This window comes from Streptomyces sp. NPDC008163, from assembly GCF_042956885.1.
In the GTDB taxonomy this organism is placed as follows: Bacteria; Actinomycetota; Actinomycetes; order Streptomycetales; family Streptomycetaceae; genus Streptomyces; species Streptomyces drozdowiczii_A.
This window is the reverse complement of sequence record NZ_JBIBHG010000009.1, coordinates 159,506-183,805: the sequence shown is the minus strand read 5'-3', so window position 1 is coordinate 183,805 and position 24,300 is coordinate 159,506. Positions and strand designations below refer to the sequence as shown.

At 72.3% G+C, this 24,300-nt stretch carries 28 protein-coding genes; 15 read left to right on the top strand and 13 right to left on the bottom strand.

The genetic code is table 11. The features are described 5' to 3' along the window. Positions 1-38: 38 nt before the first annotated feature. A complete protein-coding gene (locus tag ACFZAT_RS21290) occupies positions 39-3,338 on the bottom strand; it encodes a S8 family serine peptidase (RefSeq protein ID WP_391265784.1) in 3,300 nt (1,099 codons plus the stop codon). 120 nt (positions 3,339-3,458) lie between these two features. Beyond that, positions 3,459-4,058 (bottom strand): SUKH-4 family immunity protein, encoded by a 600-nt coding sequence (locus tag ACFZAT_RS21285; protein WP_391265783.1) that lies wholly within the window; start codon positions 4,056-4,058, stop codon positions 3,459-3,461. A gap of 106 nt (positions 4,059-4,164) precedes the next feature. On the opposite strand from ACFZAT_RS21285, the gene ACFZAT_RS21280 reads away from it, so the two are divergent. After that, positions 4,165-4,704, top strand: a complete 540-nt coding sequence (locus ACFZAT_RS21280; protein WP_391265782.1) for a GNAT family N-acetyltransferase — start codon at positions 4,165-4,167, stop codon at positions 4,702-4,704. A gap of 18 nt (positions 4,705-4,722) precedes the next feature. Here ACFZAT_RS21280 and ACFZAT_RS21275 read toward each other — a convergent pair whose 3' ends face one another. Next, positions 4,723-5,133, bottom strand: a complete 411-nt coding sequence (locus ACFZAT_RS21275; RefSeq protein ID WP_391265781.1) for a Rid family hydrolase — start codon at positions 5,131-5,133, stop codon at positions 4,723-4,725. A gap of 123 nt (positions 5,134-5,256) precedes the next feature. On the opposite strand from ACFZAT_RS21275, the gene ACFZAT_RS21270 reads away from it, so the two are divergent. After that, the gene (locus ACFZAT_RS21270; protein WP_391265780.1) at positions 5,257-5,883 is read left to right on the top strand and encodes a DUF4253 domain-containing protein; all 627 of its coding nucleotides are present in this window, start codon (positions 5,257-5,259) and stop codon (positions 5,881-5,883) included. Here ACFZAT_RS21270 and ACFZAT_RS21265 read toward each other — a convergent pair. Next, positions 5,880-6,563 (bottom strand): ThuA domain-containing protein, encoded by a 684-nt coding sequence (locus ACFZAT_RS21265; protein WP_391265779.1) that lies wholly within the window; start codon positions 6,561-6,563, stop codon positions 5,880-5,882. The two genes, ACFZAT_RS21270 and ACFZAT_RS21265, sit on opposite strands and share 4 nt — an antisense overlap. Positions 6,564-6,712: 149 nt before the next feature. Here ACFZAT_RS21265 and ACFZAT_RS21260 point away from each other — a divergent pair, with 149 nt between their 5' ends. From ACFZAT_RS21260 to ACFZAT_RS21240, 5 genes are all read left to right on the top strand, one after another. Beyond that, positions 6,713-6,937, top strand: a complete 225-nt coding sequence (locus ACFZAT_RS21260) for a hypothetical protein (RefSeq protein ID WP_391265778.1) — start codon at positions 6,713-6,715, stop codon at positions 6,935-6,937. Between the two features lie 407 nt (positions 6,938-7,344). Next, positions 7,345-8,040: a response regulator gene (locus ACFZAT_RS21255; RefSeq protein ID WP_391265777.1), complete on the top strand. Its 696-nt coding sequence runs from the start codon at positions 7,345-7,347 to the stop codon at positions 8,038-8,040. 10 nt (positions 8,041-8,050) lie between these two features. Continuing rightward, the gene (locus ACFZAT_RS21250; protein WP_391265776.1) at positions 8,051-9,112 is read left to right on the top strand and encodes an ATP-binding protein; all 1,062 of its coding nucleotides are present in this window, start codon (positions 8,051-8,053) and stop codon (positions 9,110-9,112) included. Between the two features lie 80 nt (positions 9,113-9,192). Beyond that, positions 9,193-9,879 (top strand): VanZ family protein, encoded by a 687-nt coding sequence (locus ACFZAT_RS21245; protein ID WP_391265775.1) that lies wholly within the window; start codon positions 9,193-9,195, stop codon positions 9,877-9,879. Continuing rightward, positions 9,876-10,652, top strand: a complete 777-nt coding sequence (locus tag ACFZAT_RS21240; protein WP_391265774.1) for a DUF3152 domain-containing protein — start codon at positions 9,876-9,878, stop codon at positions 10,650-10,652. The genes ACFZAT_RS21245 and ACFZAT_RS21240 overlap by 4 nt, the downstream gene beginning before the upstream one ends. Positions 10,653-10,664: 12 nt before the next feature. On the opposite strand, the gene ACFZAT_RS21235 is transcribed toward ACFZAT_RS21240, so the two are convergent. Then, positions 10,665-11,273, bottom strand: a complete 609-nt coding sequence (locus ACFZAT_RS21235; RefSeq protein ID WP_391265773.1) for a TetR/AcrR family transcriptional regulator C-terminal domain-containing protein — start codon at positions 11,271-11,273, stop codon at positions 10,665-10,667. 149 nt (positions 11,274-11,422) lie between these two features. Between ACFZAT_RS21235 and ACFZAT_RS21230 the strand changes: the two genes are divergently transcribed. Then, positions 11,423-12,241: an alpha/beta fold hydrolase gene (locus tag ACFZAT_RS21230; protein WP_391265772.1), complete on the top strand. Its 819-nt coding sequence runs from the start codon at positions 11,423-11,425 to the stop codon at positions 12,239-12,241. A gap of 41 nt (positions 12,242-12,282) precedes the next feature. Then, on the top strand, positions 12,283-12,492 hold the full coding sequence (locus tag ACFZAT_RS21225) for a DUF4287 domain-containing protein (protein WP_391265771.1): 210 nt from the start codon (positions 12,283-12,285) through the stop codon (positions 12,490-12,492). Between the two features lie 57 nt (positions 12,493-12,549). Here ACFZAT_RS21225 and ACFZAT_RS21220 read toward each other — a convergent pair whose 3' ends face one another. From ACFZAT_RS21220 to ACFZAT_RS21195, 6 genes are all read right to left on the bottom strand, one after another. Then, the gene (locus ACFZAT_RS21220; protein ID WP_391266053.1) at positions 12,550-13,800 is read right to left on the bottom strand and encodes an MFS transporter; all 1,251 of its coding nucleotides are present in this window, start codon (positions 13,798-13,800) and stop codon (positions 12,550-12,552) included. 17 nt (positions 13,801-13,817) lie between these two features. Further along, positions 13,818-14,357: a helix-turn-helix domain-containing protein gene (locus ACFZAT_RS21215; protein ID WP_391265770.1), complete on the bottom strand. Its 540-nt coding sequence runs from the start codon at positions 14,355-14,357 to the stop codon at positions 13,818-13,820. Between the two features lie 112 nt (positions 14,358-14,469). Then, entirely contained in the window at positions 14,470-14,691 is a 222-nt protein-coding gene (locus ACFZAT_RS21210; RefSeq protein ID WP_391265769.1) for a helix-turn-helix domain-containing protein, read from the bottom strand. Next, the gene (locus ACFZAT_RS21205) at positions 14,691-15,161 is read right to left on the bottom strand and encodes a DUF2975 domain-containing protein (protein WP_391265768.1); all 471 of its coding nucleotides are present in this window, start codon (positions 15,159-15,161) and stop codon (positions 14,691-14,693) included. The genes ACFZAT_RS21210 and ACFZAT_RS21205 overlap by 1 nt, the downstream gene beginning before the upstream one ends. 76 nt (positions 15,162-15,237) lie before the next feature. Beyond that, entirely contained in the window at positions 15,238-16,071 is an 834-nt protein-coding gene (locus ACFZAT_RS21200) for an NAD(P)H-binding protein (protein ID WP_391265767.1), read from the bottom strand. A gap of 95 nt (positions 16,072-16,166) precedes the next feature. Beyond that, a complete protein-coding gene (locus tag ACFZAT_RS21195) occupies positions 16,167-16,559 on the bottom strand; it encodes an STAS domain-containing protein (protein ID WP_391265766.1) in 393 nt (130 codons plus the stop codon). Between the two features lie 95 nt (positions 16,560-16,654). On the opposite strand from ACFZAT_RS21195, the gene ACFZAT_RS21190 reads away from it, so the two are divergent. The 4 genes from ACFZAT_RS21190 to ACFZAT_RS21175 all read left to right on the top strand — a co-directional run bounded on the left by ACFZAT_RS21190 (position 16,655) and on the right by ACFZAT_RS21175 (position 20,273). After that, the gene (locus ACFZAT_RS21190) at positions 16,655-17,029 is read left to right on the top strand and encodes a MarR family transcriptional regulator (protein ID WP_391266048.1); all 375 of its coding nucleotides are present in this window, start codon (positions 16,655-16,657) and stop codon (positions 17,027-17,029) included. A gap of 129 nt (positions 17,030-17,158) precedes the next feature. Continuing rightward, positions 17,159-18,823, top strand: a complete 1,665-nt coding sequence (locus ACFZAT_RS21185; protein WP_391265765.1) for a SpoIIE family protein phosphatase — start codon at positions 17,159-17,161, stop codon at positions 18,821-18,823. Beyond that, the gene (locus ACFZAT_RS21180) at positions 18,820-19,908 is read left to right on the top strand and encodes a cobalamin-dependent protein (RefSeq protein WP_391265764.1); all 1,089 of its coding nucleotides are present in this window, start codon (positions 18,820-18,822) and stop codon (positions 19,906-19,908) included. The genes ACFZAT_RS21185 and ACFZAT_RS21180 overlap by 4 nt, the downstream gene beginning before the upstream one ends. Beyond that, complete coding sequence (locus tag ACFZAT_RS21175) at positions 19,905-20,273, top strand: STAS domain-containing protein (protein WP_391265763.1); 369 nt, start codon at positions 19,905-19,907, stop codon at positions 20,271-20,273. The genes ACFZAT_RS21180 and ACFZAT_RS21175 overlap by 4 nt, the downstream gene beginning before the upstream one ends. 20 nt (positions 20,274-20,293) lie before the next feature. Here ACFZAT_RS21175 and ACFZAT_RS21170 read toward each other — a convergent pair whose 3' ends face one another. Continuing rightward, on the bottom strand, positions 20,294-20,737 hold the full coding sequence (locus tag ACFZAT_RS21170; RefSeq protein ID WP_391265762.1) for an ATP-binding protein: 444 nt from the start codon (positions 20,735-20,737) through the stop codon (positions 20,294-20,296). A 28-nt stretch (positions 20,738-20,765) separates the two neighbouring features. Further along, a complete protein-coding gene (locus ACFZAT_RS21165) occupies positions 20,766-21,119 on the bottom strand; it encodes an STAS domain-containing protein (RefSeq protein ID WP_391265761.1) in 354 nt (117 codons plus the stop codon). Between the two features lie 231 nt (positions 21,120-21,350). Here ACFZAT_RS21165 and lanL point away from each other — a divergent pair, with 231 nt between their 5' ends. Together lanL and ACFZAT_RS21155 are read left to right on the top strand one after the other, a co-directional pair. Further along, positions 21,351-24,011, top strand: a complete 2,661-nt coding sequence (lanL, locus tag ACFZAT_RS21160) for a class IV lanthionine synthetase LanL (protein ID WP_391265760.1) — start codon at positions 21,351-21,353, stop codon at positions 24,009-24,011. 45 nt (positions 24,012-24,056) lie between these two features. Next, positions 24,057-24,215: a VenA family class IV lanthipeptide gene (locus ACFZAT_RS21155; RefSeq protein WP_018104907.1), complete on the top strand. Its 159-nt coding sequence runs from the start codon at positions 24,057-24,059 to the stop codon at positions 24,213-24,215. Positions 24,216-24,300: the final 85 nt, after the last annotated feature.

Genomic DNA, 24,300 nt, shown 5'->3' with positions numbered 1-24,300 from the left:
CCCCGGGAGGGGGCCGGCCCGTTACGCCCTCAGTTTGCCTACCACCAGGGCTTGTTGACGCCGAACGCCCGGGTCACCGTCTGCTTGACGGTACTGCCGTCGCTCGCCGTGACCGTGGCGCGGAGAGTCGCGTACGAGGCACGGAGCGGCGCGGTGAGCAGGGCTCGCGCGGGCGTTCCGTTCCGGGCGGCCGTGACCTTCACCGTGCGCCAGGTGGCGCCGTCGTCCCAGCTGACCTCCAGCTTGACGGGGCCCACCGCGGCCTCCGCCGCCCCCGGCGCCCGCTGCACCCGCACATCCACCGGTGTCGGGACGAGGCTCAGGGCCCTCCCCGAGTCGTCGAGGCCGTACGGGGTGAAGCGGACGGCCATCAGCGGCAGGATCGTCCCGCCGCCGTCGTCGGTGTCCGAGTCGAACGCCCACTGCGCCTGCACCCGGGTGGACAGCGCGGCGTATGCCTGGTCGCGGGTGATGTCCGCGTTCAGGGTGTACCGCCCGGGCCCGGCCGGGGCCGCCACGGTCTTCCCGCTGCCGACGGCGTTCCACGAGCCCACCCACTGCCCGTCCCGGGCCAGTGTGAGGGTGCCGGTCGCACCGTAGTCGGAGCCGCCGCGCGTGCCGTCGCCGTCGGCGAGCCACGGCATCCCGGCCCAGACCACGGAGTTGTTCACCCGGTAGGCGGGTGCCGCGGGTAGACCGGGTCCGACGACCGCCGCCGCGAAATCCAGCCGCCGCACGGAATGCCCGCCGAACTTCTCGGTCGACGTCGCGATGGACTGACGCCCGGCGACCGAGGCGCGGTCGAGCCACTCACCGGGCGTCCGGTAGTCACGTACCACCGACGGGAAACGCACCGACTGGTCGATGAACAACGGCAGCAGCACCTCGTCGTCCGGAGTCGCCGCCGACGTGCCCGCGGCCGGAACCCCCTGTGCGTTGAAGTGCTCGCGCACCTCGGTCAGGTCGCGGCGCTCGACCGAGAACGAGGGTTTGGCCGGCACGCCCGAGTCCCAGGTCCGCGCGACGTGGTAGAAGAACGGGCTGGGCGCCTGCGAGGACGCGCCCTCGGCCGCGAACACCGCGAACGTACGGTACGTGGCGTCCTCGTCCGCGAACGGCGTCGCGTACAGCGACTCCCCGGCGCGCTCACCGTTGGTGACCACACTCAGCGTGTACGACCCCGTGCCGGCCGGCACGGCCAGCGCCGCCTGCACGGCCGTCGCACGCGCCGCACCGTCGTGCACGTCGGCCCCCACCGGTACGGCGGTGCGCGCGTCCAGGTCGACGTCGGTGTCCGCGAGCGGAGTGACCGGGGTGACGGCCATGGTGGTGCTGGCGTGGTCCGTACCGGCACCGCTCATGATCGTCATTCCGACCCAGTACTGCGCCTCGGGCACCGTCACCGCACCGGTCCCGGCGGTGATGCGGACCGGGTAGCGGTCACCGGTCCAGCGGTTCACCATCAGCGCCGAACCGGTCGCCGGGGTGCCGTCCCGCTGCTCCGCGTGGAGCGTGACCCGGTGGCTGGGCACGGCGCTGTCGACCGCGAGGACCGTGCGGGTGACGGGCTGCCCGCCCTTCGACGCGGTGAGCACCGCGGACCACGGGCCGTGCGGGAGCAGGGCGGCACGGGTGGTGACGGTGGCCGTGGCGCTGCCGTGCGCAGGGACGGTGACCTGGTCGCGGTCCACCGAGAACTGCTCGGCGTTGCCCGGCTGGGCGGTCGGCGACAGGGGCTTTCCGACGGCCAGGTCGAGCGTGGTGTCGTCGGCGCCGGAATTGGTGAAGGTGACGGTGTGCGTGGTGTTCTTGCCCGCTCCGTCCGCCCAGCCGGTGGTGGTCGTCAGGTTCGCGGGGGAGGCCAAGACCGTCTGCCGCTCGGCGCGGGCCACGTCCACCCGGCCGGTGCCCTGCTGGTACGCGGAACGCTTCGCGTTCGGCACCGCGCTGTTCATCAGCGCGGTCTTGATCTGCTCACCGGTCCAGTCCGGGTGCGCCTGGGCGACCAGCGCGGCGGAGCCCGCCACGTGCGGGGTCGCCATCGACGTCCCGCTCTTGGAGGTGTGGCCGCCACCCATCTTCGCCGCCACGATGGCGACCCCGGGAGCGGTGAGGTCGGGCTTCACCGCGTTGTCGCCCGGGCGCGGGCCCCGGCTGGAGAACGGGGCGAGCTCGTCCTCGGAGTCTACGGCGCCCACGGCCAGCGCGGCGTTCGCGATGGCGGGCGCGCCGACGGTGCCGGTGCCGAACTCGCCGTCGTTGCCGGCGGCGACCACGAAGAGCGTGCCGGTGCTCGCCGACAGGTCGTTGATGACCGCGATCGCCGGGTCCGTCTCGTCGGCGGGTCCGCCCAGGCTCAGGTTGATTACCTTGGCGTGCACGGTGTTGACGGCCCAGTCGATGCCGGCCAGCAGCGCGGAGGTCGGGCAGGTCCCGGTGCTGTCGCACACCTTGCCCACGGCGAGCGAGGCGTCCGGGGCGACACCCCGGTACGTGCCGTCGATCCCGGCAATGGTCGAGGCCACGTGCGTGCCGTGTCCGTTGTCGTCCTCCGCGCCGGACCCGCCGAGGAAGTTCGCCGAGACGGTCACCCGGCCGGCCAGGTCCGGATGGTCGGAGTCGTAACCGCTGTCGAGGACGGCGACCGTGACGCCCTTGCCGGTGTAGCCGTCGGCCCACGCCTGCGGGGCATTGATCTGCGGCACGCTCTTGTCGAGCGCTACGTGCATCCGACCGTCGAGCCAGAGCTTGGTCGCCCCGCCCGCCAGCGAGCGCCCGGCGCCCTTGGTGAGGCGCTTCCAGGTGGCAGCCGCGTCCGCGCCGGCGTCCGGGTCGAGCGCGGTCAGGCCGAGCCGGTCGACGGCCCGCCCGGGCCGCGCCGCACCGCCGACGGCGTCCCGCGCCCTGCTCGCGGCGCTCCTGCCCTTGCCGTGCTGGACGATCACCCCCAAAGCGCCCTTGGCCGTGGTGCCCCGCACGCCGTAGCCCGCGTCCAGCAGGGCGCCGATGTCGAAGAGGCGGGGGTCGACGCGTCCGGCGGCGAGCAGCGGCTCGGCGTCCTCCGGTACGACGCTGAGGTCGCCGTCGCGCACCGAACGGGTGGTGAAGGAGATCCCCTCACGGCCGGCGGCCGGAGTGACCGTCGCCGAACGGAGACCGTTCCCGGCGCGCTCGACGGTCACCGAGTCACCGGTGGGCAGCGGCACGGTGAGCGTGGTGGCGGCGGTGGCCGCACGCGGGGCGGTGGCCGGGGCGGGCGGTGGCGCCGCGTGTGCGGCACCGACGGGTATGAGCGCCGCCACCAGACCGGCGGCAGCCGCGATGCATCTGACCTGCACGGAGAGAACCTCCAAGGATCACAGAAGCGAGGACGCCCTGATCCTGGCAGCGGCAATCCGGGCAACGATGCCCTCCATGTGGCGACTTGACGACGCGTCGTAGACCCGCCACAGGTCCGGTCAGCCGTAGAGCGATGCGGCTCCCGGGCTGCCGGCCGCGAAGCGCTGCCCCGCGGCGATCTCGTCGGCGACCACCGACCACACCGACTCCTCGTCCCCGAAGGGCAGTGGGTCCACCTCGCTCGTCGTCCACCGGATCCGCTCCACCTGGCGGTCCAGACGCTCGAAGCCGGCCTCCTCGTCGGCGTCTTCACCGCTGAATACGAACTCCTCCAGCAGCCGCTGGAACCGCAGGGCGACGTGGACGAGCGACGAGACGTCCGTGTGCAGCGGCTGTGCCGTCCCCTCGTCCGGGTCGAAGGCGTACACCGTCCCGGAGCCCGGATCGAACGCCAGGTGCGCGTTGAGCAGCCAGCCGAACACCGGCCACCCGCCCGCCTCCTCGTCGGCGTCGGCCACCTCCCGTACGAGGGGGAGGAGGCCCGACTCCGGATCGGGGCCCCGGAGCGAGAGCGTCCCGGTGGGCACGCCCACGGTGCACAGAAGGCGGGCGCCCTCGGTACGGGCGGCGTGCGGCGGAAAGGCGGCGGCGGGCAAGGTGGCGATCCGGTCCTCGCCGAAGAGGGCGACGAGTTCGGAACGGGTGATGTCGAACAGCACGGGTGAGGGCTCCTGAGTCGGCGGCGGGGGAGGGGAACAGCATCGCCCACGCCGGGTGACGTCAGAGCCCCGGGCCCGCGACGGCCGTTGGGGTAGGTTGCCGACCATGCCTGAACCGAGCTTTCTGCCCTGGCCGCCCGCGCCGATACACACCGCACGGCTCGTCCTGCGCGAATCCGAGAGCCGGGACCGCCGTGCCTTCGTCGAGCTGTTCGCCTCACCGGAGGTGAACGCCTACCTGGGCGGCCCCCGCCCGCGCGACGAGTGCGAGCGTGCCCTCCCCGAGACGCCGGGCAGGCGGCCCGGGCACTTCGTGATCGAGCGCGACGGGGCGATGATCGGCACCGTCGAACTCAAACGACGCGACCTGGAACGCCCCGACGCGGTCCGCCCGGACGCGGGGAAGGCCGAGCTGGGCTACCTGCTGCTGCCGGAGGCATGGGGCCAGGGGTACGCCGCCGAGGCGTGCGCGGCGGTCCTCGACCGGTTCGCCGAGTCGTGCCCCGGCGAACCCGTGGTGCTCTTCACCCAGACCGCCAACACCCGCTCCATGCGCCTCGCCGAGAAGCTCGGCTTCACCGGCATCCACCGCTTCGAGGCGTGGGACGCCGAGCAGTGGATGGGCGTACGGGCCCCGTCCGCGTAACCCGCCACACCACGGGTGTCAGGCGTCGAGCACAGCGGCGACCGCCTCGATCTCGACCAGCTGATCCGCGTAACCGAGCACGGTCACGCCCATCAGCGTGCTGGGCACGTCGTGGTCGCCGAAGGTGTCCCGGACCACCTGCCAGGCCGTCACCAGGTCCTCCTGGCGGCTCGACGCCACGAGGACCCGGGTGCTGATGACGTCCTGGAGCGACGCGCCGGCGGCACGGAGGGCGACCTCCATGTTCTCGACGGCCTTGCGCGCCTGGCCCGCGTAGTCCCCGACCGCCGCTGTCGAACCGTCGTCGTTCAGCGGGCACGCCCCGGCGAGGAAGATCAGCCGGGACTCGGCGGGCGCGGTCGCCGCGTACGCGTACTCGGCGACATCGGAGAGGGCGGCCGAGCGGATCAGGGTGACGGCGCGAGGCATGGTGCGGGATCCCATCGGGTAGAGAGCGGAACCCGCACATCCTGCCAACGGAAACAGGACCCCGTCCTCCCCTTTTCCCGAGGCCACCCCGCGATGTCAGAGGCACGCCGTACGGCATCTCTTTTGTTCCGATGCCGTCAGGCCCCGCTCGAACCGGAACGCGTCGGCGCCGTCCGCCTGGAGGACACGCTGGCCGAGGACTTCGCCGCTTACCGGCGGGAGCGGCTGTGCTGGTGGACGGACACCACACCTGTCCCGGTGCCCGAGGGCATCGAGCCGTGGCCCCACGACCCGGGCCCGCCCTTCGAGGTGTGGCCGGGCCTGGCGCCCGGGACACCGCCCTCCGCCGCGCAGCCGGAGCCGGAGCACGTCGCGGCGAGCCTGCTCGGCCACCTCGTCGCGACGCGGCACTCCGGACTGGGGGAGTGCCGGCTCGTGCTCGTCCCCGCCCGCCACGGCAGCGACGTCCTCGCGGCGATCGGCTGGACGGCCGACGCGCCGCTCCCGCTGCTGTGCGCGCTCCTGCGCAGCTGGGAGGAGCGCTTCGGGGCCCGGCTCGTGGCCGTGTACGGCAGCGAACCGCACGTTGTCGTACAGCGGCCGCCGACCGATGCGGACCACACCGGCCTCCTCGCCCTGGAGCACGTGCTGACGCGGGCCGGCAACATCGTGGACGACCCGCCCACCCCGTTCCCCGACTACGCTGCGGATCTCGCGGGGCGGGCGGCCTGGTCGTTCTGGTGGGACTAGGATTTCTCACCCGCCGCCCACCGCACCCCGCCCAGCAGGTGCGCGCGGAACGCCGGGTCGGTGTAGGCGGCCTCCGCGTGGCCGAGCGCCGTGTAGAACGAGCGGCCCGCGTCCGACTCCCGGCACCAGACCAGGGGGTGGTCGGCCCCCATGCCCCCGCCCTCATAACCGGCCTCCTCGATGGCCGCCAGGACCCGCACCCCGGGGAGGCGGCGCGGGTTGGTCCGGAAGTCGTACCACTCGTCGTGCCAGTCCCAGCGCGGCGGCAGATGGCGCGTCGCCGGGTGCTCGGGGTCCTCGATCAGCACGGTGCCGGGCTGGAAGGCGGGATGCCCGGCGAAGCGGGCCCCGACCAGCTCTCCGTAATACGGCCAGTCGTACTCGGTGCACGCGGCGGAGTGGACGCCCATGAAACCGCAGCCCCCGGCGAGCCCACGCCGGAGCGCGGCCCGTCCGTCCGGTGTGAGCACGTCCCCGCTGGTGGACAGGAAGACCACCGCATCGCGCCCCGCCAGGGACGCGTCCGTGAAGACCGACGGGTCCTCGGAGCACTCCACACCGAACCCGTACTCCTCACCCAGCTCGCGCAGGGCAGCCCGTCCGGCGGGGATCGAGTCATGGCGGTAGGCCGAGGTGCGGGTGAAGACGAGTACGTCCGACAGGCGGCCGGTACGGGGCATGCTGCGACTCCGGGGTCCGGGTGGTGCACGAGGGCGACGGTCGACGTCAGTCTGCCCCCGGGCCCGGGCACCCCACGCGCACGTACCGGTTGGGCAACCGTTCGAGGCCGCGGGCCCGCTCCGCCGTGGCGCGTCCCTAGACTCGCGGCATGAACAGCCTCACGTGCACCCACTGCGGAACCGTTGGCCTGGAGGACGGCTTCATCGAGGACGCCGGCGAGCACTCGCGCGGCTACGCCCGCTGGATCGAGGGCGCGCTGGAGCGCGGGGTCTTCGGCGGCGCCAAGCGCATGGGCCGGCCGCGCCGTCAGATCGAGGCATTCCGCTGCCCCAAGTGCGGACACCTCGACCTGTTCGCCACCAACAACGTCTAGGGGGTGTCTTGCCGATCATGGCCGGGTCCGCGACGCCTGGCACGGCACCTCGCGGCGTTGCCGAAACGCCCCCATAGCTCCTTCCCCAAGCTCTCAACTCCGTTCGAGCAGGGGAGACCCCAGCCGAGACGCTCCGGCGCCTTGCGATGCACCGCATCAGACGCCGCGGCCTGATCCGGCCCTGATCGACATGACACCCCCAAGGGCCTCTCGTTCGGATCATGCTGGGCTCGCGGGGCGTGGCACGCGTTTAACCAAGCCTCTCGGCTTCGCCCGCCTTGCAGCCACACGGACCACGCCCCGCTCCCCGATCCGGCCTGATCCAAACGAAAGGCCCTGGGGCCCGTCCGCCGGACGGCCCCGTTTCGGATACGCCGACGATATGCGGCGCCTCGTAGCATGGCCGCATGCGTGTGCTGATCGTCGAGGATGAACCATTCATGGCGGAAGCCATCCGCGACGGTCTGCGCCTGGAGGCCATCGCGGCGGACATCGCGGGCGACGGCGACACCGCGCTCGAACTCCTGGGCATCAACAGCTACGACATCGCCGTCCTCGACCGGGACATCCCCGGCCCGTCCGGAGACGAGATCGCCCAGCGCATCGTCGCCTCCGGGAGCGGCATGCCGATTCTGATGCTCACCGCCGCCGACCGCCTGGACGACAAGGCGAGCGGTTTCGGGCTCGGCGCCGACGACTACCTCACCAAACCCTTCGCCATGCGGGAACTGGTGCTCAGGCTCCGGGCGCTCGACCGCAGACGCGCGCACAGCCGCCCGCCCGTGCGGGAGGTGGCGGGGCTGCGACTGGACCCCTTCCGCCGGGAGACCTACCGCGACGGCCGGTACGTCGCGCTGACCCGTAAACAGTTCGCGGTGCTCGAAGTCCTCGTCGCCGCGGAAGGCGGTGTCGTCAGTGCTGAGGAACTCCTGCAACGGGCGTGGGACGAGAACGCCGACCCGTTCACCAATGCCGTACGCATCACCGTCTCCGCCCTGCGCAAGCGGCTCGGCGAGCCGTGGATCATCGCCACCGTGCCGGGCGTCGGCTACCGCATCGGCAGCGCGCCGGGACCGGACGGCGAGGCGGCCGGCCGTGGCTAGACAGCCCGGCATGAGCATCCGACTCAAGCTCACCCTCAGCTACACCGGGTTCGTCCTGCTGGCCGGCATCCTGATGCTCGCCACGGGATGGCTGTTCCTGACGCGTGTCCCGCACATCGGGCTGGTCTTCGCCCCCGACTACCAACTCGCCGTGGCCCGCGACTTCGCCCCGCTGGCGGCCATGACCCTTTCCTTCCTGCTGGTGTTCGGCCTCGGCGGCGGATGGTTCCTCGCCGGCCGCATGCTCGCCCCGCTCAACAGCATCACGCACGCCACCCGCACGGCCGCCGCGGGCTCCCTGTCCCACCGCATCCAACTCCCCGGCCGCCAGGACGAGTTCCGCGAACTTGCCGACGCCTTCGACACGATGCTCGCCCAACTCGAATCCCACGTCGGCGAACAGCAGAGGTTCGCCGCCAACGCCTCCCACGAACTGCGCACCCCGCTCGCCGTGACGAAAGCACTGCTCGACGTGGCCCGCGCCGACCCCCACCGCGCCGCCGACCCGCTCCTCGACCGCCTCCACACCGTCAACACCCGGGCCATCGACCTCACCGAGGCGCTGCTCCTGCTCAGCCGGGCCGACCGGCAGACCTTCGCCCGCGAGGACGTCGACCTCTCCCTCGTGGCGGAGGAAGCGACCGAAACGCTGCTGCCGCTCGCCGAGAAACACGGTGTCACTCTGGAGACCGACGGGGACATCGCCGCCACGACCGGCTCACCGGCCCTCCTGCTCCAGCTGGCCACCAACCTCGTGCACAACGGGATCGTCCACAACCTGCCCGAACACGGCAGCGTACGGGTCACCACCGAGGTCCGCCCGTACACCGTGGCGCTCACCGTCGAGAACACCGGTGAGACCGTCCCCCCGGGCCTGGTCCCCCGCCTCACCGAACCGTTCCAGCGCGGCACCGAACGCGTCCACACGGACCACCCCGGCGCAGGGCTCGGACTGGCCATCGTCCGGTCCATCACCCACGCCCACCACGGCACGCTCACCGTCACCGCACGCCCCGCCGGCGGACTCCGCGTCACGGTCGAACTGCCCGCCGCCACGACGCCGCTGCCCTGACCGCACCTCGCCCGCGTATATCGCCCGCGTATCGAAATGCGCATACGCTCCGGCAACCGCCACCCGTATTGAGTGGGGGTATGGATCAGAACACCGCACTGCCTACCTCGCCCCGTCGCGTCCGAAGAGCCGTCCGCCTGGTCGTGCTCACCGCCGTCGGCGTCGTCGCGGCGGCCTTCGCCCCGTTCGTGCTGCGCATGTTCGTGGTGTCCGTGCCCATGGTCGTGCACGGCGGCTGGTACGCCTGGTTCTGGACGTTCAACGGCGTCATGCTGACCATGGTGGCCGCGCTGCCGCTGTCCGCGCTGGTCGTGTGGTTCCTGGCACGCAGGCGCAGGGCGGCGGGCGCCGACCCGGCGTGGGCGCGTCGCGCGTCGCTGGCCGAGGTCGGCATGGTGCACGGCACGGTGCCGTGGGTGTGGCTCATCATGATGCCGGGTGCGCACGCCGGTGAGGTTCCCGGCCGCGTCAGCCTGGTCCCGCTGGTGGACCTGGTCACGATGGGGCCGCTCGGGCTGGCCGGCAATCTGCTGGTGTTCGCGGCGCTGGGCTTCTTCGCCCCGATGCGGTACGCCGCAATGGCGTCGCTGCCGCGCGTCCTGGCACTCGGGGCGGGCCTGTCGGCCCTGCTGGAGACCCTGCAGTACGTGCTCCGGCTGGACAGGGTCTCCTCGGTGGACGACGTTCTGGTCAACGCGACCGGCGCCGCCCTGGCCGCCCTCGCGTCCACCCGGTGGTGGCTGCCGCGCGAGGCGGCCGCGAAGTGACCGCCGGCTCGAACACGCCCCGCACCCACCGGGCCTCGGCCCGGCGGCGGCCCCGGGCGGCCGTCACCGTGATGGTGCTGGCCCTCGCCGCAGCCGTGGTCTGCCTGCTCACCGCCCACGGACTGCCCGGCGGGGCCGACCCGGCTGTGACGCCCGTCGCCGTCGACGGGGAAACCCATGGCGGGACCTCCGGGGCGACCGCCGATGTCTCCGTACCGGAGTCCGGTCCCGGCACCTTCACCGTCGCGAGGGCCGACGCGCGCCGCACCGGTACGGGCCGGCCCTACCGGGTGGAGGTGGAAGACGACATGGGTGTCGACCCGGACGAGGCCGCCGAGCAGATCGCCGCGATCCTCGACGACGTACGGGGCTGGGCGCGCGGGGCCGGTGTCACCTTCCGGCAGGTGGCCGACGACAGCGCCGCACTGGTCATCCGCATCGCCACCCCGGACACGGCCGACGCCATCTGCGCCACCGGCGGCCTGGACACCGAGGGCGAACTCAACTGCCGGGTGGGCCGGACGGTGGCCGTCAACCTCAAGCGCTGGCAGCTGGGTTCACCCGAGTTCGCCGGGCCGCCCGAGGAGTACCGGGCGCTGATCATCAACCACGAGGTCGGACATTGGCTGGGCTACGACCACCGTGCGTGCCCCGGCCCCGGCCGGTCCGCCCCGGTGATGATGCAGCAGATCAAGGGCCTGCACGGCTGCGTCTCGAACGCCTGGCCGTACGCGGCGGACGGCAGCTTCCTCGACGGGCCCAAGGTGCCCTGAGCCGAGGAGAGTTCACGCATAGGCGGACAGGAAGGCGCGGATGCCGCCCTCCGCGTAACGGTCCAGATCGGCGTCGGTGTGCTGGGGACTGCCGTGGAACATCGCCTGGTTTACCGGGATCCACAGCAACAGCCCGGAGAAGTGCTGGGCGGCCAGCAGCGGATCGGGGGTCTTGAGGATCCCCTCGTCGGTGAGACGGCGGAAGGTGTCCGCCAGCGTGGCGAGGACCCGCTCGAAGCCCTGCTCGTACCAGGCCGCGCCGAGCTCCGGAAACGTGTCGGCGTTGGCGATGATCAGACGCCGCAACTGGATCACCTGGGGTCGCGTGAGGCCCGTGAGGAACTGCCGGGCGAGCCGGGTCAGGTTCTCGCCGAGGGTTTCCGCGTCGGGGGGGATGTCGGCCACGAGGTTGACCAGGGCGTCGATGCGGTCCGTGGTGGCCAGCACGATCTCGGCGAACAGCTTCTCCTTGTCCGCGAAGTGCTTGTAGACGGTCTGCTTGGAGACCGCGGCCAGCTTCGCGATGTCGTCCATGCTCGTCCCCGCGTATCCCTTGTTCAGGAACACCTCGGTCGCGGCGTCCAGGATCGCCTGGTGCTTCCGCGCCGACCGGCTGTCCATCATCGGCTCCCTCTCCACGTCCGCGTCTGCGTCACCGAAGAGTACTGGACTGATCAGTACTCGTGTGAGTACTGTACCGTCCAGTTCCAGGTCGCGGTTCGCTGTGGTCCGGAAACCATGTCAACCATGCATCTATGGGGGTATTTCGCATGAGCAGGACCGTGGACAAGGTCGTCTCCGCCGACGGCACGGCCATCGTGTTCGAGAAGCAGGGGACGGGCCCGGCCGTGGTGCTGGTGGGCGGCGCCCTGATGACCCGGGGCGCCTCCGCCGAACTCGCCGCGCTGCTGGCCGGTGAGTTCACGGTGATCACGTACGACCGCCGGGGCCGGGGCGACAGCGGGGACGGCCCCGCGTACGAGGTGCGCCGCGAGATCGAGGACATCGACGCGCTCATCGAGGGCCCGGGAGGTGGCTCCGCGATGCTCTTCGGGATGTCCTCGGGCGCCGTGCTCGCCCTGGAGGCGACGGCCCGGGGGAGCGCCGTTTCGCGTCTCGCGTTGTACGAGCCGCCGTTCATCACGGACGACAGCCGGCCGCCGCTGCCCGCCGATTACGTGGCGCACCTGACGGAGCTGACCGGCCGCGAGGCGTACGGGGAGGCCGTCGCGTACTTCATGACGGCGGCGGTCGGCGTGCCCGGTGAGATGGTCGAGGGCATGCGGCAGGCCCCGTTCTGGGCGGACATGGAAGCTGTCGCCCACACCCTTTCCTACGACGGGCGGATCATGGGCGACACCATGTCCGGCGGGCCGCTGCCGGTCGAGCGCTGGGCTTCGGTGACCGTTCCTGTGCTCGTCGGCAGCGGAGACATGGGCGATCCGCACATGCTGACCGGCGCCCGCGAACTCGCGGGTACAGGCGACAACTTCACCCTGCAGGTCTTCCCGGGGGAGGAGCACAACATCGCGGCGCAGACCCTGGCGCCGGCCCTCGCCGCCTTCTTCGGCGGCGCACAGTCGCGTTGATCAGCACACCACCCTTCACCCACCCCAGAAGGAGGCACCACATGACCGCACCGGTCAAGGGGCCCGCCAGCTACTTCCCCTCCATCGAGAAGAAGTACGGCCGTCCCGTCGAAGAGTGGAAGGACCTGATCCGCGCGTCCGACCTGGCCAAGCACATGGAGCTCGTCGCCTGGCTCAAGGCCGAACACGGCCTGGGCCACGGCCACGCCAATGCCCTGGTCGCCCACACGCTGGCCGAACAGGGCACGTGAACGGGGCCCGCCCGAGCCCTGGTTCAGGGCTCGGGCGGTCGGCGGTGGGGGAGGGCCTCACAGCGGGGCGGGCGCTCCGTCCCGGGTGGTCTCCTCGGCCGGGGCGGCGGCACGCAGCGCCGCTTCGACGCGGCGGTTGTTCGTCATGGACGCGGTGACCGCCGTCATGGTCAGGAGCAGCGCGGCGGCGGTGTAGAGCGGGGTGCGGATGTCGTACGCGGTCGCGAGCCAGCCGCCGACGAACGCCCCGACGGGAGCCGCGCACATCGCGAGCATCCGGGAGGTCGACGCGACCCGGCCCATGAGGTGACCCGGGACGATCGCCTGCCGGAGGGAGGGCCCGAGCACCATCGTGGCGCCCATGGCCGCCCCGCAGACGGCGAGCGCCAGCCCGGCCACGTACGCGTCGGAGGCGGAGGCCAGGCCCAGGATCGCCAGGCCCTCGACGGCTGCCGTGCAGGTCAGGGCGGTGCCGGTGCCGAGCCGCCGGCCCAGCTGTGAGGCGATGGCCGCGCCGAGCAGGCCGCCGGTCGCCTCCGCCGTGAGCAGCAGACCGAAGCCGTACGTGCCGATGCCGAGGCGGTCGTGGGCGAAGATGACCAGGACCGTCTCCACGGCGAGGAAGGCGATGTTCCCGACTGCCGGGCGCAGCGCCAGCCCGAGCAGCAACCGGTTCCGGAAGACGTAGGACGCGCCGGCCCGGGCCTGCCCGAGCAGTGACTCGCGGGCCTCCGGCACGGGCCGGGGCATGGCGGGCAGCGTACGTACGAGCAGTGCGGAGAGCGCGAAGGACACGGCGTCGGCGACCAGCGGAACCGCCCGCCCGAGCGCCAGCAGCGCGCTGCCCGCAGGCGGTCCGGCGAATCCGGACATCGCTGTCTGGGCGCCGCGCAGGCGGGAGTTGGCGCGCTCCAGCTGCGCGGGGTCGCGGCTGAGCAGGTCCGGCAGGTAGGCCGTGGCGGCGGTGTCGAAGAAGAGCCCGCCGAGGCCGAGCAGGAACGCGACGGCCGCCAGCAGCGGAATGCTCAGCAGATCGAGACCGGCCGCCACCGCGGGTGTCGCGAGCAGCGCCGCCCGTGCCGTGTCCGCCACCCACATCGTGCGCCGGCGGTCCCAGCGGTCCACCAGCGCACCGCCGAGCACCCCGAAGAGCAGCCACGGGAGGGTTCCCGCAGCCGTGACGACGGCGAGGGCGAGCGGGTCCCGCGTCAGCGTGAACGCGATCAGCGGCAGCGCGGCGTGCGTGATCCCGTCACCGAGGGAGGAGACCGTCTGAGCGGTCCACAGCCGTCCGAATCCGGTCGGCAACTTCGCCGTAGCGGTCCTCACTTGGCGTCCCCCTCGGTCTGCCGGATCTGGGCGGGATGGAACAGCGCGAACACGAGCGAGGTGTCCGGCAGTGACGGATCGGACAGCTCCCGGTACTCGTCGGCCAGGGCCTGCAACCGCGCCCCCAGCTCCGCGAACTGCTCGTCGGTGAGGCGCAGATGCGTCATCCGTACGTGCCGCTCGCCGTCCGCGGGTGACGCCTCCAGGTCCGCCACCGCGTGCCGCATCAGCACATCCGGCCCCCCGTCGCCGGGATCCGGCAGCTCGATCGACCGGGCGGCCATCGCGTAGTACCGCTCCATGACGCCCCGCACCTTGCGCGTCCGCACCACCTTCACCAGGCCGGCCCGCTCCAGGAGTCGCACGTGGTAGCTGGAACTCCCCTTCGCGAGGCCGATTCGCTCCGCGATCTGTGTGATCGTCGCGGGCTCGAAGCGGAGCACGGCCATGATCCGGTGGCGCGTCAGATTGGAGACCGCGCGCAGCTGCTCGTCGGTGGTGACGTGAAACGTCTCGGGGACGTCGTCGATTGGCATGCTCACAATGGTCAACGTTTCTTGACCATTGCGCAAGGGGTTTGCGCGACGAGACGTCGAAAAGGCCCCGGACGGCGGAAGTCCGCGCGACCCGGGGCCGGTTGAAGGGGTTCTACTCGCTCGCGCCCTCCTCGGGCTGCCAGCGCAGCAAGTCGCCCGGCTGGCACTGAAGCACCTCGCACAGCGCGGCGAGCGTCGTGAAGCGCACGGCCTTGGCACGGCCGTTCTTGAGCACCGCCAGATTGGCGGGTGTGATCCCCACGCGCTCCGCGAGCTCGCCCACGGACATCTTCCGCCTGGCCAGCATCACGTCGATGTCCACGGTGATCGGCATCAGATCACCTCGTTCAATTCGGCCTGCATCCGGGCGGCCTGGGCGAGCAGGGTCCGCAGGACGAGCACGATGAGCGCGACCCCCAGAATGCCCACCCCCACCCCGGCCATGATGACGGTGACCCCCGGGTCGTCCCGCTGGCCCGGGGCGTTCACGGCCGTGACCGCGAACCACACGAGGGCGGCCGAGGTGATCGCACCGATCACGCCGTTCACGTAGCGGAAGGCGGCGTGGGAGAAGACCGTGCCGCGCCGCGCCATCGCCACGAGCCGCCAGACGCAGACGGCGACGATCTGAACCGACACCATGCCCAGGATCGTGAGCACGCGCAGCGGCGTCAGCGGCATCGACCCGTCCTCCGGGTCGTTCCCGCTGATCAGCGCCCACGCCATGCCCGCCTGTACGAACAGGGTGCCGGCGCACACCACCACGAGCATGGCGCGCAGAGCGCCCACGGTCAGTCGTCCCATGATTCACCTTCCATCGATCAACGATGGAAAGCTATCGAAAAACGATAGGCACGGCAAGAGGAGGGTGGGCCCGGCCTCAGCGGAAAGCGTCGGCATGCTCCGTGGCCCACTGCCGGAACGGCCTTGCCGGTGAGCCGGTGACGTGCTGGACGGTGTCGCGTACGGCCAGCAGTTCTTCGTTGGGATCGCCGCCCATGACATCGAGCACCGCGTCCGCGTCCCGCTCCCCGACGACTCCGGCCATCCACGGGCGGGCCTCCTGCCGGCCGATCTCCGCGAACGGCACCGCACGCCCGATCGCCGCCGCGACGGCCGCCACCTGCTGCCGGGCCGACATCGGTTCCGGGCCGGTCAAGGCGTACACCCGTCCCCGGTGGCCGGGCTCGGTCAGTGCGGCCCGGGCCACCGACGCGATGTCCGCGGGATGGATCGCGGGCAGCCCGATGTCCGCGAACGGCGTGCGGACCGCTTCCCCCGCGCGGATCGACGGGGCCCACAGCAGTGCGTTCGAGGCGAACTGGGTCGGCCGCAGGATGGTCCACGCCATGCCGCTGCCCTTGAGCAACCGCTCCACCGCCTGGTTCTCACCGGCGGGACCGAGGTGCGGATGGGTCAGTGTGGTGATGGAGGACACCAGCACCACGTGCTCCACGCCTGCCCGCCGCGCCGCCGCGAGGATGCCGGCGTCCGGCCCCACACGGGACGGCAGGAACAGTGCGCGCGTCCCCTTCAGCGCCGGCTCCAGCGACTCCGGCATCGCCAAGTCGCCCTCGACGGCCTCGACCCCGGCGGGGAACGCCGCCCGCGAGACGTCACGCGTCAGTGCTCTCACGGGGCCCGCCGCATGGGCGAGCAACTCCTTCAGTAAGGCGCTTCCGATGTTTCCGGTGGCTCCGGTCACGAGGATCATGCTGGGTGCTCCCGTCGTCAGGCGGTGGACTCGGGAGCACGGTAATAACTCAAGCGGACTTCAGGTCAAGGAGATGCCTCGCGGCGGTCCGGCGGTCAGCAGATGGCAGCTTCCTCGACCGTGGCCCGTACGTACAGGACCGCGTCCAGCCCCGTGATCCGCAGCAGGCGCTGGAGATGGATGCCCGGCCCCGCCACGCGCAGGGCGCCCGCCCGATGCGTGAGGATCAGCAGGTTCAGAAGCGAAGAGTCCGCGAAAGTGACCCCCGACGCGTCCAGAACCACCTTCGGCCGCGTCCAGGCTGCCGTGGTCAGCACCTCTTCGAGCCGCGCGATCGACTGCGCGTCGCAGGAGCCGTGCGCGGCGACGACCCACACCCCGTGCTGTGTGTACTGCGTCACCACGGCCTGCGGTGGGCCCGCCGAGGGAGCGGCGCTTACGCCGACGCCGCTCACGCGTGCTGCCGGGACGGCCTCCCCGTACGACACCCCGAGCCTCCTGTGACTCTCGCCATGTCAATGAATACAGGAAAAGTATGTCATGTAGTTGAGGTCGGGCAAGGGGCCGCGCTTAGATGGAGGGCATGCCTGGAGTACCCGAATCCCATACCGGATGGACGTTCATCACCAATCACGCGCGCGTACTGGCGACCATCGCCGAGGACCCGACCGTCCGGATCCGTGACATCGCCGCGCGCTGCCGGCTCACGGAGCGCGCGGTCCAGCGGATCATCGCCGACCTCGAACAGGACGGATACCTCTCCCATACGCGAGAGGGCCGCGCGAACACGTACCGCATCGCACCGGACAAGGTGCTGCGTCACCCCGCCGAGGCAGGTCTGTCCGTGGCCTCGCTGCTCACCCTCCTCGTGCAGGACGAGACGGACCGCGGCAGAGAGCAAGGTGAAGGCGTCGTGAAGACCGTGTATCAGGGGAGTGCGCGGACGGTAGAGGTGTAACGCTGCGTTACCTTTGTGGGGGCGGGGCCGATTGCCTTCGAGGGCCCCCCTGCGTGATAGTTGCCGCAAGGCAATGCTTGTCCGTCCAGTTGGAAGGTGGTGCGGCTCGCCGCAGGCGGGTCCCCCCTCATGGCTCCTCCCCAGGGAACTCCCGTTACGAAAACCGACGAACGCCCGGCACCCGGCGCCTGGTCCACGGCCCCGTGCCCGGTGATCGAGAGCGGTGCGAACGGGGCGCTGACCGGGCTGAACCCCGCGGCCTCCCGGCTCCTCCCGGACGCACGTCCGGGGACCACGATGGCCGACGCGGCCCCCGCCTGGCTGGCACGGGCCGACCTGGAGCTGCGCGATCCGACGGCCCGCACGTCCACGGACCCGGTCCCGCCGGCGTCGGGGTGGATCGGCGGGCGAAGCTACGAGGCACACCCCAGTCACGGCGACAACGGTGACGTGGTGTGGTGGCTGCTGGACGACACCGACCGCAGGATCGCCGAAAAGGCGCTGGCCACCGAACGCGAACGGACCGCGTTCCTCGCGGAGGCGTCCAATGTCCTGCTGGCTTCGCTGAACACCGACCGGTGCGTGTCGGCGACGGCCCGGCTCGCCTCCCAGTACCTCGCCGAAGCGGCGGTCGTCGTCTCTCCCGCCAAGGGGGAGCACCTGCCCCTGGCCCACGCGATCGCCGGCCGGGAACCCGCGCGGGGCCTCGTCGCGGCCGACCCGTCAGAGGTGCCGGGCCTGGACGAGGCGCTCCAGGGCTTCCCGCCGGTGCCCTCGCGCTGGATCGACCCCGCGTCGCTCCCCGCATGGGTGATCCCCGAGGGATACACCGGCACGATCACCTCGGTCGTCGTCGTGCCCCTGCCCGGCCAGGGAGTCCCGGCGGGCGCCCTGGTTCTGCTGCGGGGCGGCAGCCAGTTCACCGAGGACGAGCAGACCGTCGCCCGGCTGTTCGCCGCGCGCGCCGGAGCCGCCCTGTCGGCCGCCCACCTGTACGCCGAGCAGAGCGCCATCACCCGCACCCTGATGCAGGACCTGCTGCCGCCCCGGCTGCACCGCGTCCACGGCGTCGAATTCGCCGGCGGCTACCGGCCCGCCGCAGCCCGGGAACGCGTCGGGGGAGACTTCTACGACGTCCACCCGGCCGGCGCCGGCGAGGGCGGCTCCTCGCTGGTGGTCCTGGGCGACGTGTGCGGCAAGGGACTGGACGCGGCCGTGCTCACCGGCAAGATCCGCAACACCCTTCAGGCGCTCATCCCCATGGCGGACGACCACCAGCAGGTGCTGCGCCTCCTCAACGACTCGCTCCTCACCTCCCACCACACCCGCTTCGCGACCATGGTCCTGGCCTCGGTCCGGCGGACCGACCACCTGGTGCGTCTGCGGCTCACGGCCGCCGGCCATCCCGTACCGCTGGTGGTGCGGGCGGACGGCCGGGTCGAGGAGATCCGGACCCAGGGCACCCTGGTGGGGGCGCTGCCCGACATCGAGTCCCGGACCGCCGAAACCGTCCTGCGGCCCGGCGAGACGTGCCTGCTCTACACCGACGGATTCACCGAGGCCCGGGGCGGCCCGCTCGGCGACGAGATGTTCGGCGAGGCGAGACTCAAGCGGGCGCTCTCGGAATGCGCGGACATGCCCGGCGAGGCGGTGGTCGAGCGCATCCAGATGCTCGCCGCCGAGTGGGTGCGGGGCGGCGGCCACGACGACATGGCCGTCGTGGCGATCACCGCGCCCAGGACTACCCATCTCAGTGCGGTGGACGGGCACACCCGGGGCAGGTACACCGCATGACAGCCTGCCTGCCCGACCTGACCGAACTGGCCGAACTGCGTGACCGTCTCATCGCCGCGGCCGCCCTGGACCGTGACGAGTTCGCCGCCGCCGGACTCGTCACCCGCGCCCTCGACAGCGGGGTGCCCGCCGAGACGGTCCTGCTGGACCTCATCGCTCCCGTGCAGGCGACGGTCGGCACCGAGTGGGCGGCCAACCGCCTCACGGTGGCCCAGGAGCACGCCGCCAGCGCCATCGTGGAACGGGTGATCACCACGCTCGCCCATCACCCGGCCGCCCGCACCACACCGCGGCACGGGAAGGTCACCGTGGCCTGCGTGGAGCAGGAATGGCACTCCCTGCCCGCCCGCCTGCTGGCCGAGGTCCTCACCCTGCGGGGCTGGCAGGTCGACTTCCTGGGAGCCCAGGTCCCCACCCCTCATCTCGTCGCCCACCTCCACCACACCGGCGCCGACGTCGTCGCCCTCTCGTCCTCCATCCCCACCCGGCTGCCCGCCGCCCACGCGGCGATCACCGCCTGCCAGTCCGTCGGAGTGCCCGTCCTCGCAGGCGGAGCGGCCTTCGGGCAGGACGGCCGATTCGCGCGCATGCTCGGCGCGAACGCGTGGGCCCCCGACGCCCGCAGCGCAGCCGACCTGCTGGCCGCCGGACTCGCCCCGCCCGCCCCGGCCGACGTGCGGCAGCAGATCGACGACCTGCCGCACCTGGTCGACCAGGAGTACACGCTGGTCGCGCGCTCGCAGGGCGCCCTGGTCAAACAGGTGCTGAAGGGGCTGGACGACCTGTTCCCGGCCATGGCCACGTACACGGACGTGCAGCGCGAACGCACCGCCGAGGACGTCGCGCACATCGTGGAATTCCTGACCGTGGCCATCTACACCGACGACGACGAACTGTTCACCACCTTCATGACGTGGACCGCGGGCATCCTCACCGCCCGCCACGTCCCCGCCCACTCCCTGCGGCCCGTCCTGGACATCCTGATGGCCGCGCTCAAGGACTTCCCCCGGGCCGTCCGGCCGTTGAAGCGGGCGAGAACCGCCCTGGCCGACGCCACCGCAGCACACCCCGGAGCACCCGCATGAGCCTCCCGCCCCTCAGCCTCACCGTCGAAACGGGCGAAGGAACCACCCGGCTGCGTCTCGCGGGCGTCCTCGACTACGACACCAGTGACGCCTTCGGCATACGCGCCACGGCATGCGTCGACGCCGACCCCACGCCGGCCGAACTGCGCCTGGACTGCGCCGGGCTCCGGCTCTGCGACTCGATGGGGCTCGCCGCCCTCCTGATGGTCCACCGCCGCAGCGCCGCGCGCGGCATCACCCTCGTCCTGGACGACCCGCCGCCCTCCATGGAGCGGATGCTCCGCATCACCGGGACACGGCACCTCTTCGGACCGGGGGCGCAGGAGTCGAGGAGCCCTGAGGAACTGACCGAGACGACCGACTGAAAGCCTCCGGACGCGCCCGGTCACGGGAGCGCGGGCAGCTCCATCACCACGGTGATCCGCTTGCCGTCCGGGTCCACACCGACGGACACCCGGCGGGCGAGCAGCCGCACCAGCGGCCAGCCGTAGCCGCCGATCCTGGGCGCCTCCGCCCGCACCCGCGGCTCCTTCGCGGGCAGCTCCGCCGGGCTCTCACTGCTGGCGTCGCCCACGGTGATGCGCAGCCCGTCGCCCGTGATCTCCGTCTCGAACGCGGTCAGCCGGCCGCCGTGCCGGATGGCGTTCGTCACCAGCTCCGACGTCACCAGCAGCGTGTCGTCCACCACATGGGCCGGCCACTCGTCGAGCGCCGCCCCGAAGTGTGCCACCAGCAGCTCGGCCACGATGCCCCGAGCCGCGGCCGCGTTCCGCGGAACGGGCGAGAGCACACCCTCCGCTTCCCCGCCCAGTTCTACTGCCACGCGCATACGCCCCCGATCCGGCGGACCGACGCCCTCAGCACTGGAGCGCGGCTTCGACGTCGTCCGCGAACCGGAACGCGCCGGCGGTGCCCGTGACCTCGAAGAGCCTGCGCACGCCGGAATGCAACGGGCCGGCCAGCACGAGCGGGACTCCCGCCTTCACGTGCTCCCGCAGACCGCCCAGCAGGGCGTGGAGCGCCGCGGAGTCGGCGAACGTCACCCCGGACAGGTCGACCACCGTACGCACGCCACCGTCCGTCACCGCGCCGGTCAGCGCGGCCGACAGGTCACCGCTGCCCGCCCAGTCGTCCAGGCTGCCCCGGACCCGGATCAGCACCACGTCGTCGGCCGTCCTCTCGGACCCGACTCCCCGTTCATCTTCCGCCATGAGCCGTATCCTCCTATGCCGCACCCCCGGACCGGTGCCCGGGGGTCGGAAGGCGGTCCTGGGCGGCTCTCTGAGCGTGCGCCTCCCCGTGCGCCGGGCGCCGCCGGACCCGGTCAGCAGCGACCCCCCACGCTCGCTGGAGCAGGTGATTCCGGCTCGGGCGCGTTCCGCGCTCACGTGACATGGGCAATTTCCGACCAGCGGTCCTCACCGTTGGGAGGGACACCCCACATGACGAGCAACGCGACCGAAGCCCCACTCGAAAGCCTTCTGAACCGAGCCTTTCAGGCCACCCGCACCGGCGACTGCTGGACGACCCGGACCGACGAGGCATGGTGCCGGGTCGCGCCCCGTACGGCGACCCGGCGCGATCAGGGCTGGAAGCTCCACCTGTCGGCAACGGCCGCCTCCGCACCGACGGTTCTCGTCAGGGCCCTGGACGTCCTGCTGCCGGACACCTCGGCGTTCAAGTTCGCCCGCTCCCTCGACCGGGTGAGCACCCTCAACTCCCGTGCCACGCCCCGGGGCAGCTCAGGAAAGTTCCTCACCGTCTACCCGCGCTCGGACGCCGACGCGGTCCGCCTCGCCCGCGACCTGCACGCGGCGACGACCGGACTCGCCGGACCCCGCATCCTCTCCGACCAGCCCTACGCCCCGTACAGCCTGGTGCACTACCGCTACGGCGCCTTCACCGGACGGCAACGGCTCTCGGACCAGGGCCTGTTGATCTGGTACATCGAGGACCCCGACGGCAACCCCGTGGAGGACGAGCGCAGTGGCCGCTACGCCCCGCCCCCGTGGGCCGTCTGCCCGTTCCCCGCCACGGTGCCCCTCCCGCCCCCGACGGCGGACGCGGCGAGCGGCCCGGTCCTGCTCGGCGGCCGCTTCGCCGTACGGGAGGCGATCCGGCACACCAACAAGGGCGGCGTCTACCGGGGCACCGATGTCTCCACCGGCGCGCCGGTGATCATCAAGGAGACCCGGCCCCATGTGGAGGGCGACGCCTCCGGGCGCGACGTCCGCGACTGGCTGCGCGCCGAGGCCCGGATGCTGGACAGGCTCAAGGGCACGGGGCTCGCCCCGGACGCCCTCGCCCTCTTCGAGCACGGCAGGCACCTGTTCCTGGCCCAGAGCGAGATCCCGGGCGTCAGTCTGCGCACCTGGGTCGCCGAGCGCTTCCGCGACCTCGGAGGCGAGGAGTACCGCCGCGAGGCACTGATCCTGGTCGCCGGGCTCGTGGATCTCGTCGCGGCGGCCCACGCCCACGGCTGCGTCCTGCGCGACTTCACACCCGGCAACGTCATGGTCCGCCCCGACGGCGCACTGCGCCTCATCGACCTGGAACTCGCCGCCGAGGACTCGGGCTCCAGCCTGCCCACCCGGGTGGGCACCCCCGGCTTCAGCGCCCCCGAACGCCTGAGGGACGCGCCGGTGTCCGTGACGGCCGACCACTACAGCCTGGGCGCCACCGTGTGCTTCGTCCTGACCGGCAAGGTGCCCAACCTGCTGTCCGAGGAGCCCGCCACCAGGACCGGTGAGGAACGGCTCGCCGCCTGGCTCGCCGCCTGCGGACCCGCCGAACCCTCGGGCGCCCTGGTGGAGATGATCACCGGGCTGATGAAGGACGAGCCCGCCGCCCGCTGGGACACCCGCCGGGCCCGCGAAGCCCTCCGCGGACCGGACCCCGCCCGCCCCACGCGTACCGGACCGGCACGTTCGGCGCGGGACGAGGACCTGGACCAGGCGATCGCCGGACTCGTGAACCACCTGATCGACACCGTGACGCCCGAGGACGACCGGCGCCTGTGGCCCGTGTCCACCGCGTCCGGCGAGACCAACCCGTGCACCGTCCAACAGGGGGCGGCCGGGCCCCTGGCCGTCCTGACGCGGTACTTCGAACTGACCGGGGACACCCGCCTGCCCGAAGTCCTCGCGACGGCCGGTCACTGGATCGCGGAACGCACCCGCCTCCGGACCACCCGCCCCGGCCTGCACTTCGGGGACGCCGGCACCGCCTGGGCGCTCTACGACGCCGGCCGGGCCCTCGCCGACCAGGCGCTCGTCGACCACGCGCTCGCCCTCGCGCTGACCCCGCAGGAGACCACGCTCCACCACGACATCACCCACGGCACCGCCGGCAGCGGCATGGCCGCCCTCCACCTGTGGCAGCGCACCGGTGACCCACGCTTCGCCGCACTGGCCGAGGACGCGGCCGACCGGCTGGCGACCGCCGCGCGGCGCGGCCCGTCGGCGGTGAGCTGGCCGGTGCCCGCCGACGCTGTCTCCGGTGAGGCCGGCAAGCAGTACCTGGGCTTCGCCCACGGCTCCGCCGGCATCGGCTGCTTCCTCCTGCTCAGCGCGGCCGCCTCCGGGCGCCAGGACCACCTGCGGCTCGCGGTGGAGACCGGCGAACACCTCCTGCGCAGCGCCGTACGGATCGGCGGGGCGGCCCAGTGGCCCGCCCAGGCCGGCGACGAACCCACCGCCCCGTACTGGTGCCACGGCTCGGCCGGCATCGGCACCTTCCTCGTACGGCTCCGGCAGGTCACCGGCGACGACCGGTTCGGCGACCTCGCCCGCCGCGGCGCCCCGGCCGTCGTCGAACGCGCCTCCAGGGCCCCGCTGTCCCAGTGCCACGGTCTCGCGGGCAACGGTGACTTCCTCCTCGACCTGAGCGCCGCCACGGGGGAGTCCGTGCACCACGCCATGGCCGAAGCGATGGGCCGCCTCGCCCTCACCGAAGGCGCCCGCCGCCACCGGCACCTCGTCTTCCCCAACGAATACGGAGACGTCTCGACCAGCTGGAGCGACGGATCGGCCGGAATCCTGGCCTTCCTCCTCCGTCTCCGCCACCCGAGCTCCCGGCACTGGCTCGCCCAGCTGCCGGGCTGAGCGGCAGAGAACCTGCCGCCGAACCACAAGAAGAAGGAGAGAACCATGGAAAACCAGACCCAGGACCTCGAACTCCTCGCCCACCTCCACGCCCTCCCCGAGACCGACCCCGTCGGCGCCGAAGCGGGCTTCTCCGCCACGTGTGAGTGCGTCGGCCTGCTGACGGTCCTCAACACGGTCTGCATCGGCATCAGCTGCGCCTAGGACCGGCCCACCGTCCGGCCGGCGGGGGGCCCCCGGCCCCCCCCCCCCCCCCCCCCCCCCCCCCCCCCCCCCCCCCCCCCCCCCC

Coding starts and splice junctions, on each gene's coding strand:
- ACFZAT_RS21215 (WP_391265770.1), bottom strand. CDS start 14,357: ATGCCAATCGACGACGTCCCCGAGACGTTTCACGTCACCACCGACGAG.
- ACFZAT_RS21245 (WP_391265775.1), top strand. CDS start 9,193: ATGGATCAGAACACCGCACTGCCTACCTCGCCCCGTCGCGTCCGAAGA.
- ACFZAT_RS21255 (WP_391265777.1), top strand. CDS start 7,345: ATGCGTGTGCTGATCGTCGAGGATGAACCATTCATGGCGGAAGCCATC.
- ACFZAT_RS21185 (WP_391265765.1), top strand. CDS start 17,159: ATGGCTCCTCCCCAGGGAACTCCCGTTACGAAAACCGACGAACGCCCG.
- ACFZAT_RS21200 (WP_391265767.1), bottom strand. CDS start 16,071: ATGATCCTCGTGACCGGAGCCACCGGAAACATCGGAAGCGCCTTACTG.
- ACFZAT_RS21190 (WP_391266048.1), top strand. CDS start 16,655: ATGCCTGGAGTACCCGAATCCCATACCGGATGGACGTTCATCACCAAT.
- ACFZAT_RS21205 (WP_391265768.1), bottom strand. CDS start 15,161: ATGGGACGACTGACCGTGGGCGCTCTGCGCGCCATGCTCGTGGTGGTG.
- ACFZAT_RS21180 (WP_391265764.1), top strand. CDS start 18,820: ATGACAGCCTGCCTGCCCGACCTGACCGAACTGGCCGAACTGCGTGAC.
- ACFZAT_RS21175 (WP_391265763.1), top strand. CDS start 19,905: ATGAGCCTCCCGCCCCTCAGCCTCACCGTCGAAACGGGCGAAGGAACC.
- ACFZAT_RS21275 (WP_391265781.1), bottom strand. CDS start 5,133: ATGCCTCGCGCCGTCACCCTGATCCGCTCGGCCGCCCTCTCCGATGTC.
- ACFZAT_RS21265 (WP_391265779.1), bottom strand. CDS start 6,563: ATGCCCCGTACCGGCCGCCTGTCGGACGTACTCGTCTTCACCCGCACC.
- ACFZAT_RS21170 (WP_391265762.1), bottom strand. CDS start 20,737: ATGCGCGTGGCAGTAGAACTGGGCGGGGAAGCGGAGGGTGTGCTCTCG.
- lanL (WP_391265760.1), top strand. CDS start 21,351: ATGACGAGCAACGCGACCGAAGCCCCACTCGAAAGCCTTCTGAACCGA.
- ACFZAT_RS21165 (WP_391265761.1), bottom strand. CDS start 21,119: ATGGCGGAAGATGAACGGGGAGTCGGGTCCGAGAGGACGGCCGACGAC.
- ACFZAT_RS21235 (WP_391265773.1), bottom strand. CDS start 11,273: ATGGACAGCCGGTCGGCGCGGAAGCACCAGGCGATCCTGGACGCCGCG.
- ACFZAT_RS21155 (WP_018104907.1), top strand. CDS start 24,057: ATGGAAAACCAGACCCAGGACCTCGAACTCCTCGCCCACCTCCACGCC.
- ACFZAT_RS21260 (WP_391265778.1), top strand. CDS start 6,713: ATGAACAGCCTCACGTGCACCCACTGCGGAACCGTTGGCCTGGAGGAC.
- ACFZAT_RS21280 (WP_391265782.1), top strand. CDS start 4,165: ATGCCTGAACCGAGCTTTCTGCCCTGGCCGCCCGCGCCGATACACACC.
- ACFZAT_RS21250 (WP_391265776.1), top strand. CDS start 8,051: ATGAGCATCCGACTCAAGCTCACCCTCAGCTACACCGGGTTCGTCCTG.
- ACFZAT_RS21230 (WP_391265772.1), top strand. CDS start 11,423: ATGAGCAGGACCGTGGACAAGGTCGTCTCCGCCGACGGCACGGCCATC.
- ACFZAT_RS21225 (WP_391265771.1), top strand. CDS start 12,283: ATGACCGCACCGGTCAAGGGGCCCGCCAGCTACTTCCCCTCCATCGAG.
- ACFZAT_RS21210 (WP_391265769.1), bottom strand. CDS start 14,691: ATGCCGATCACCGTGGACATCGACGTGATGCTGGCCAGGCGGAAGATG.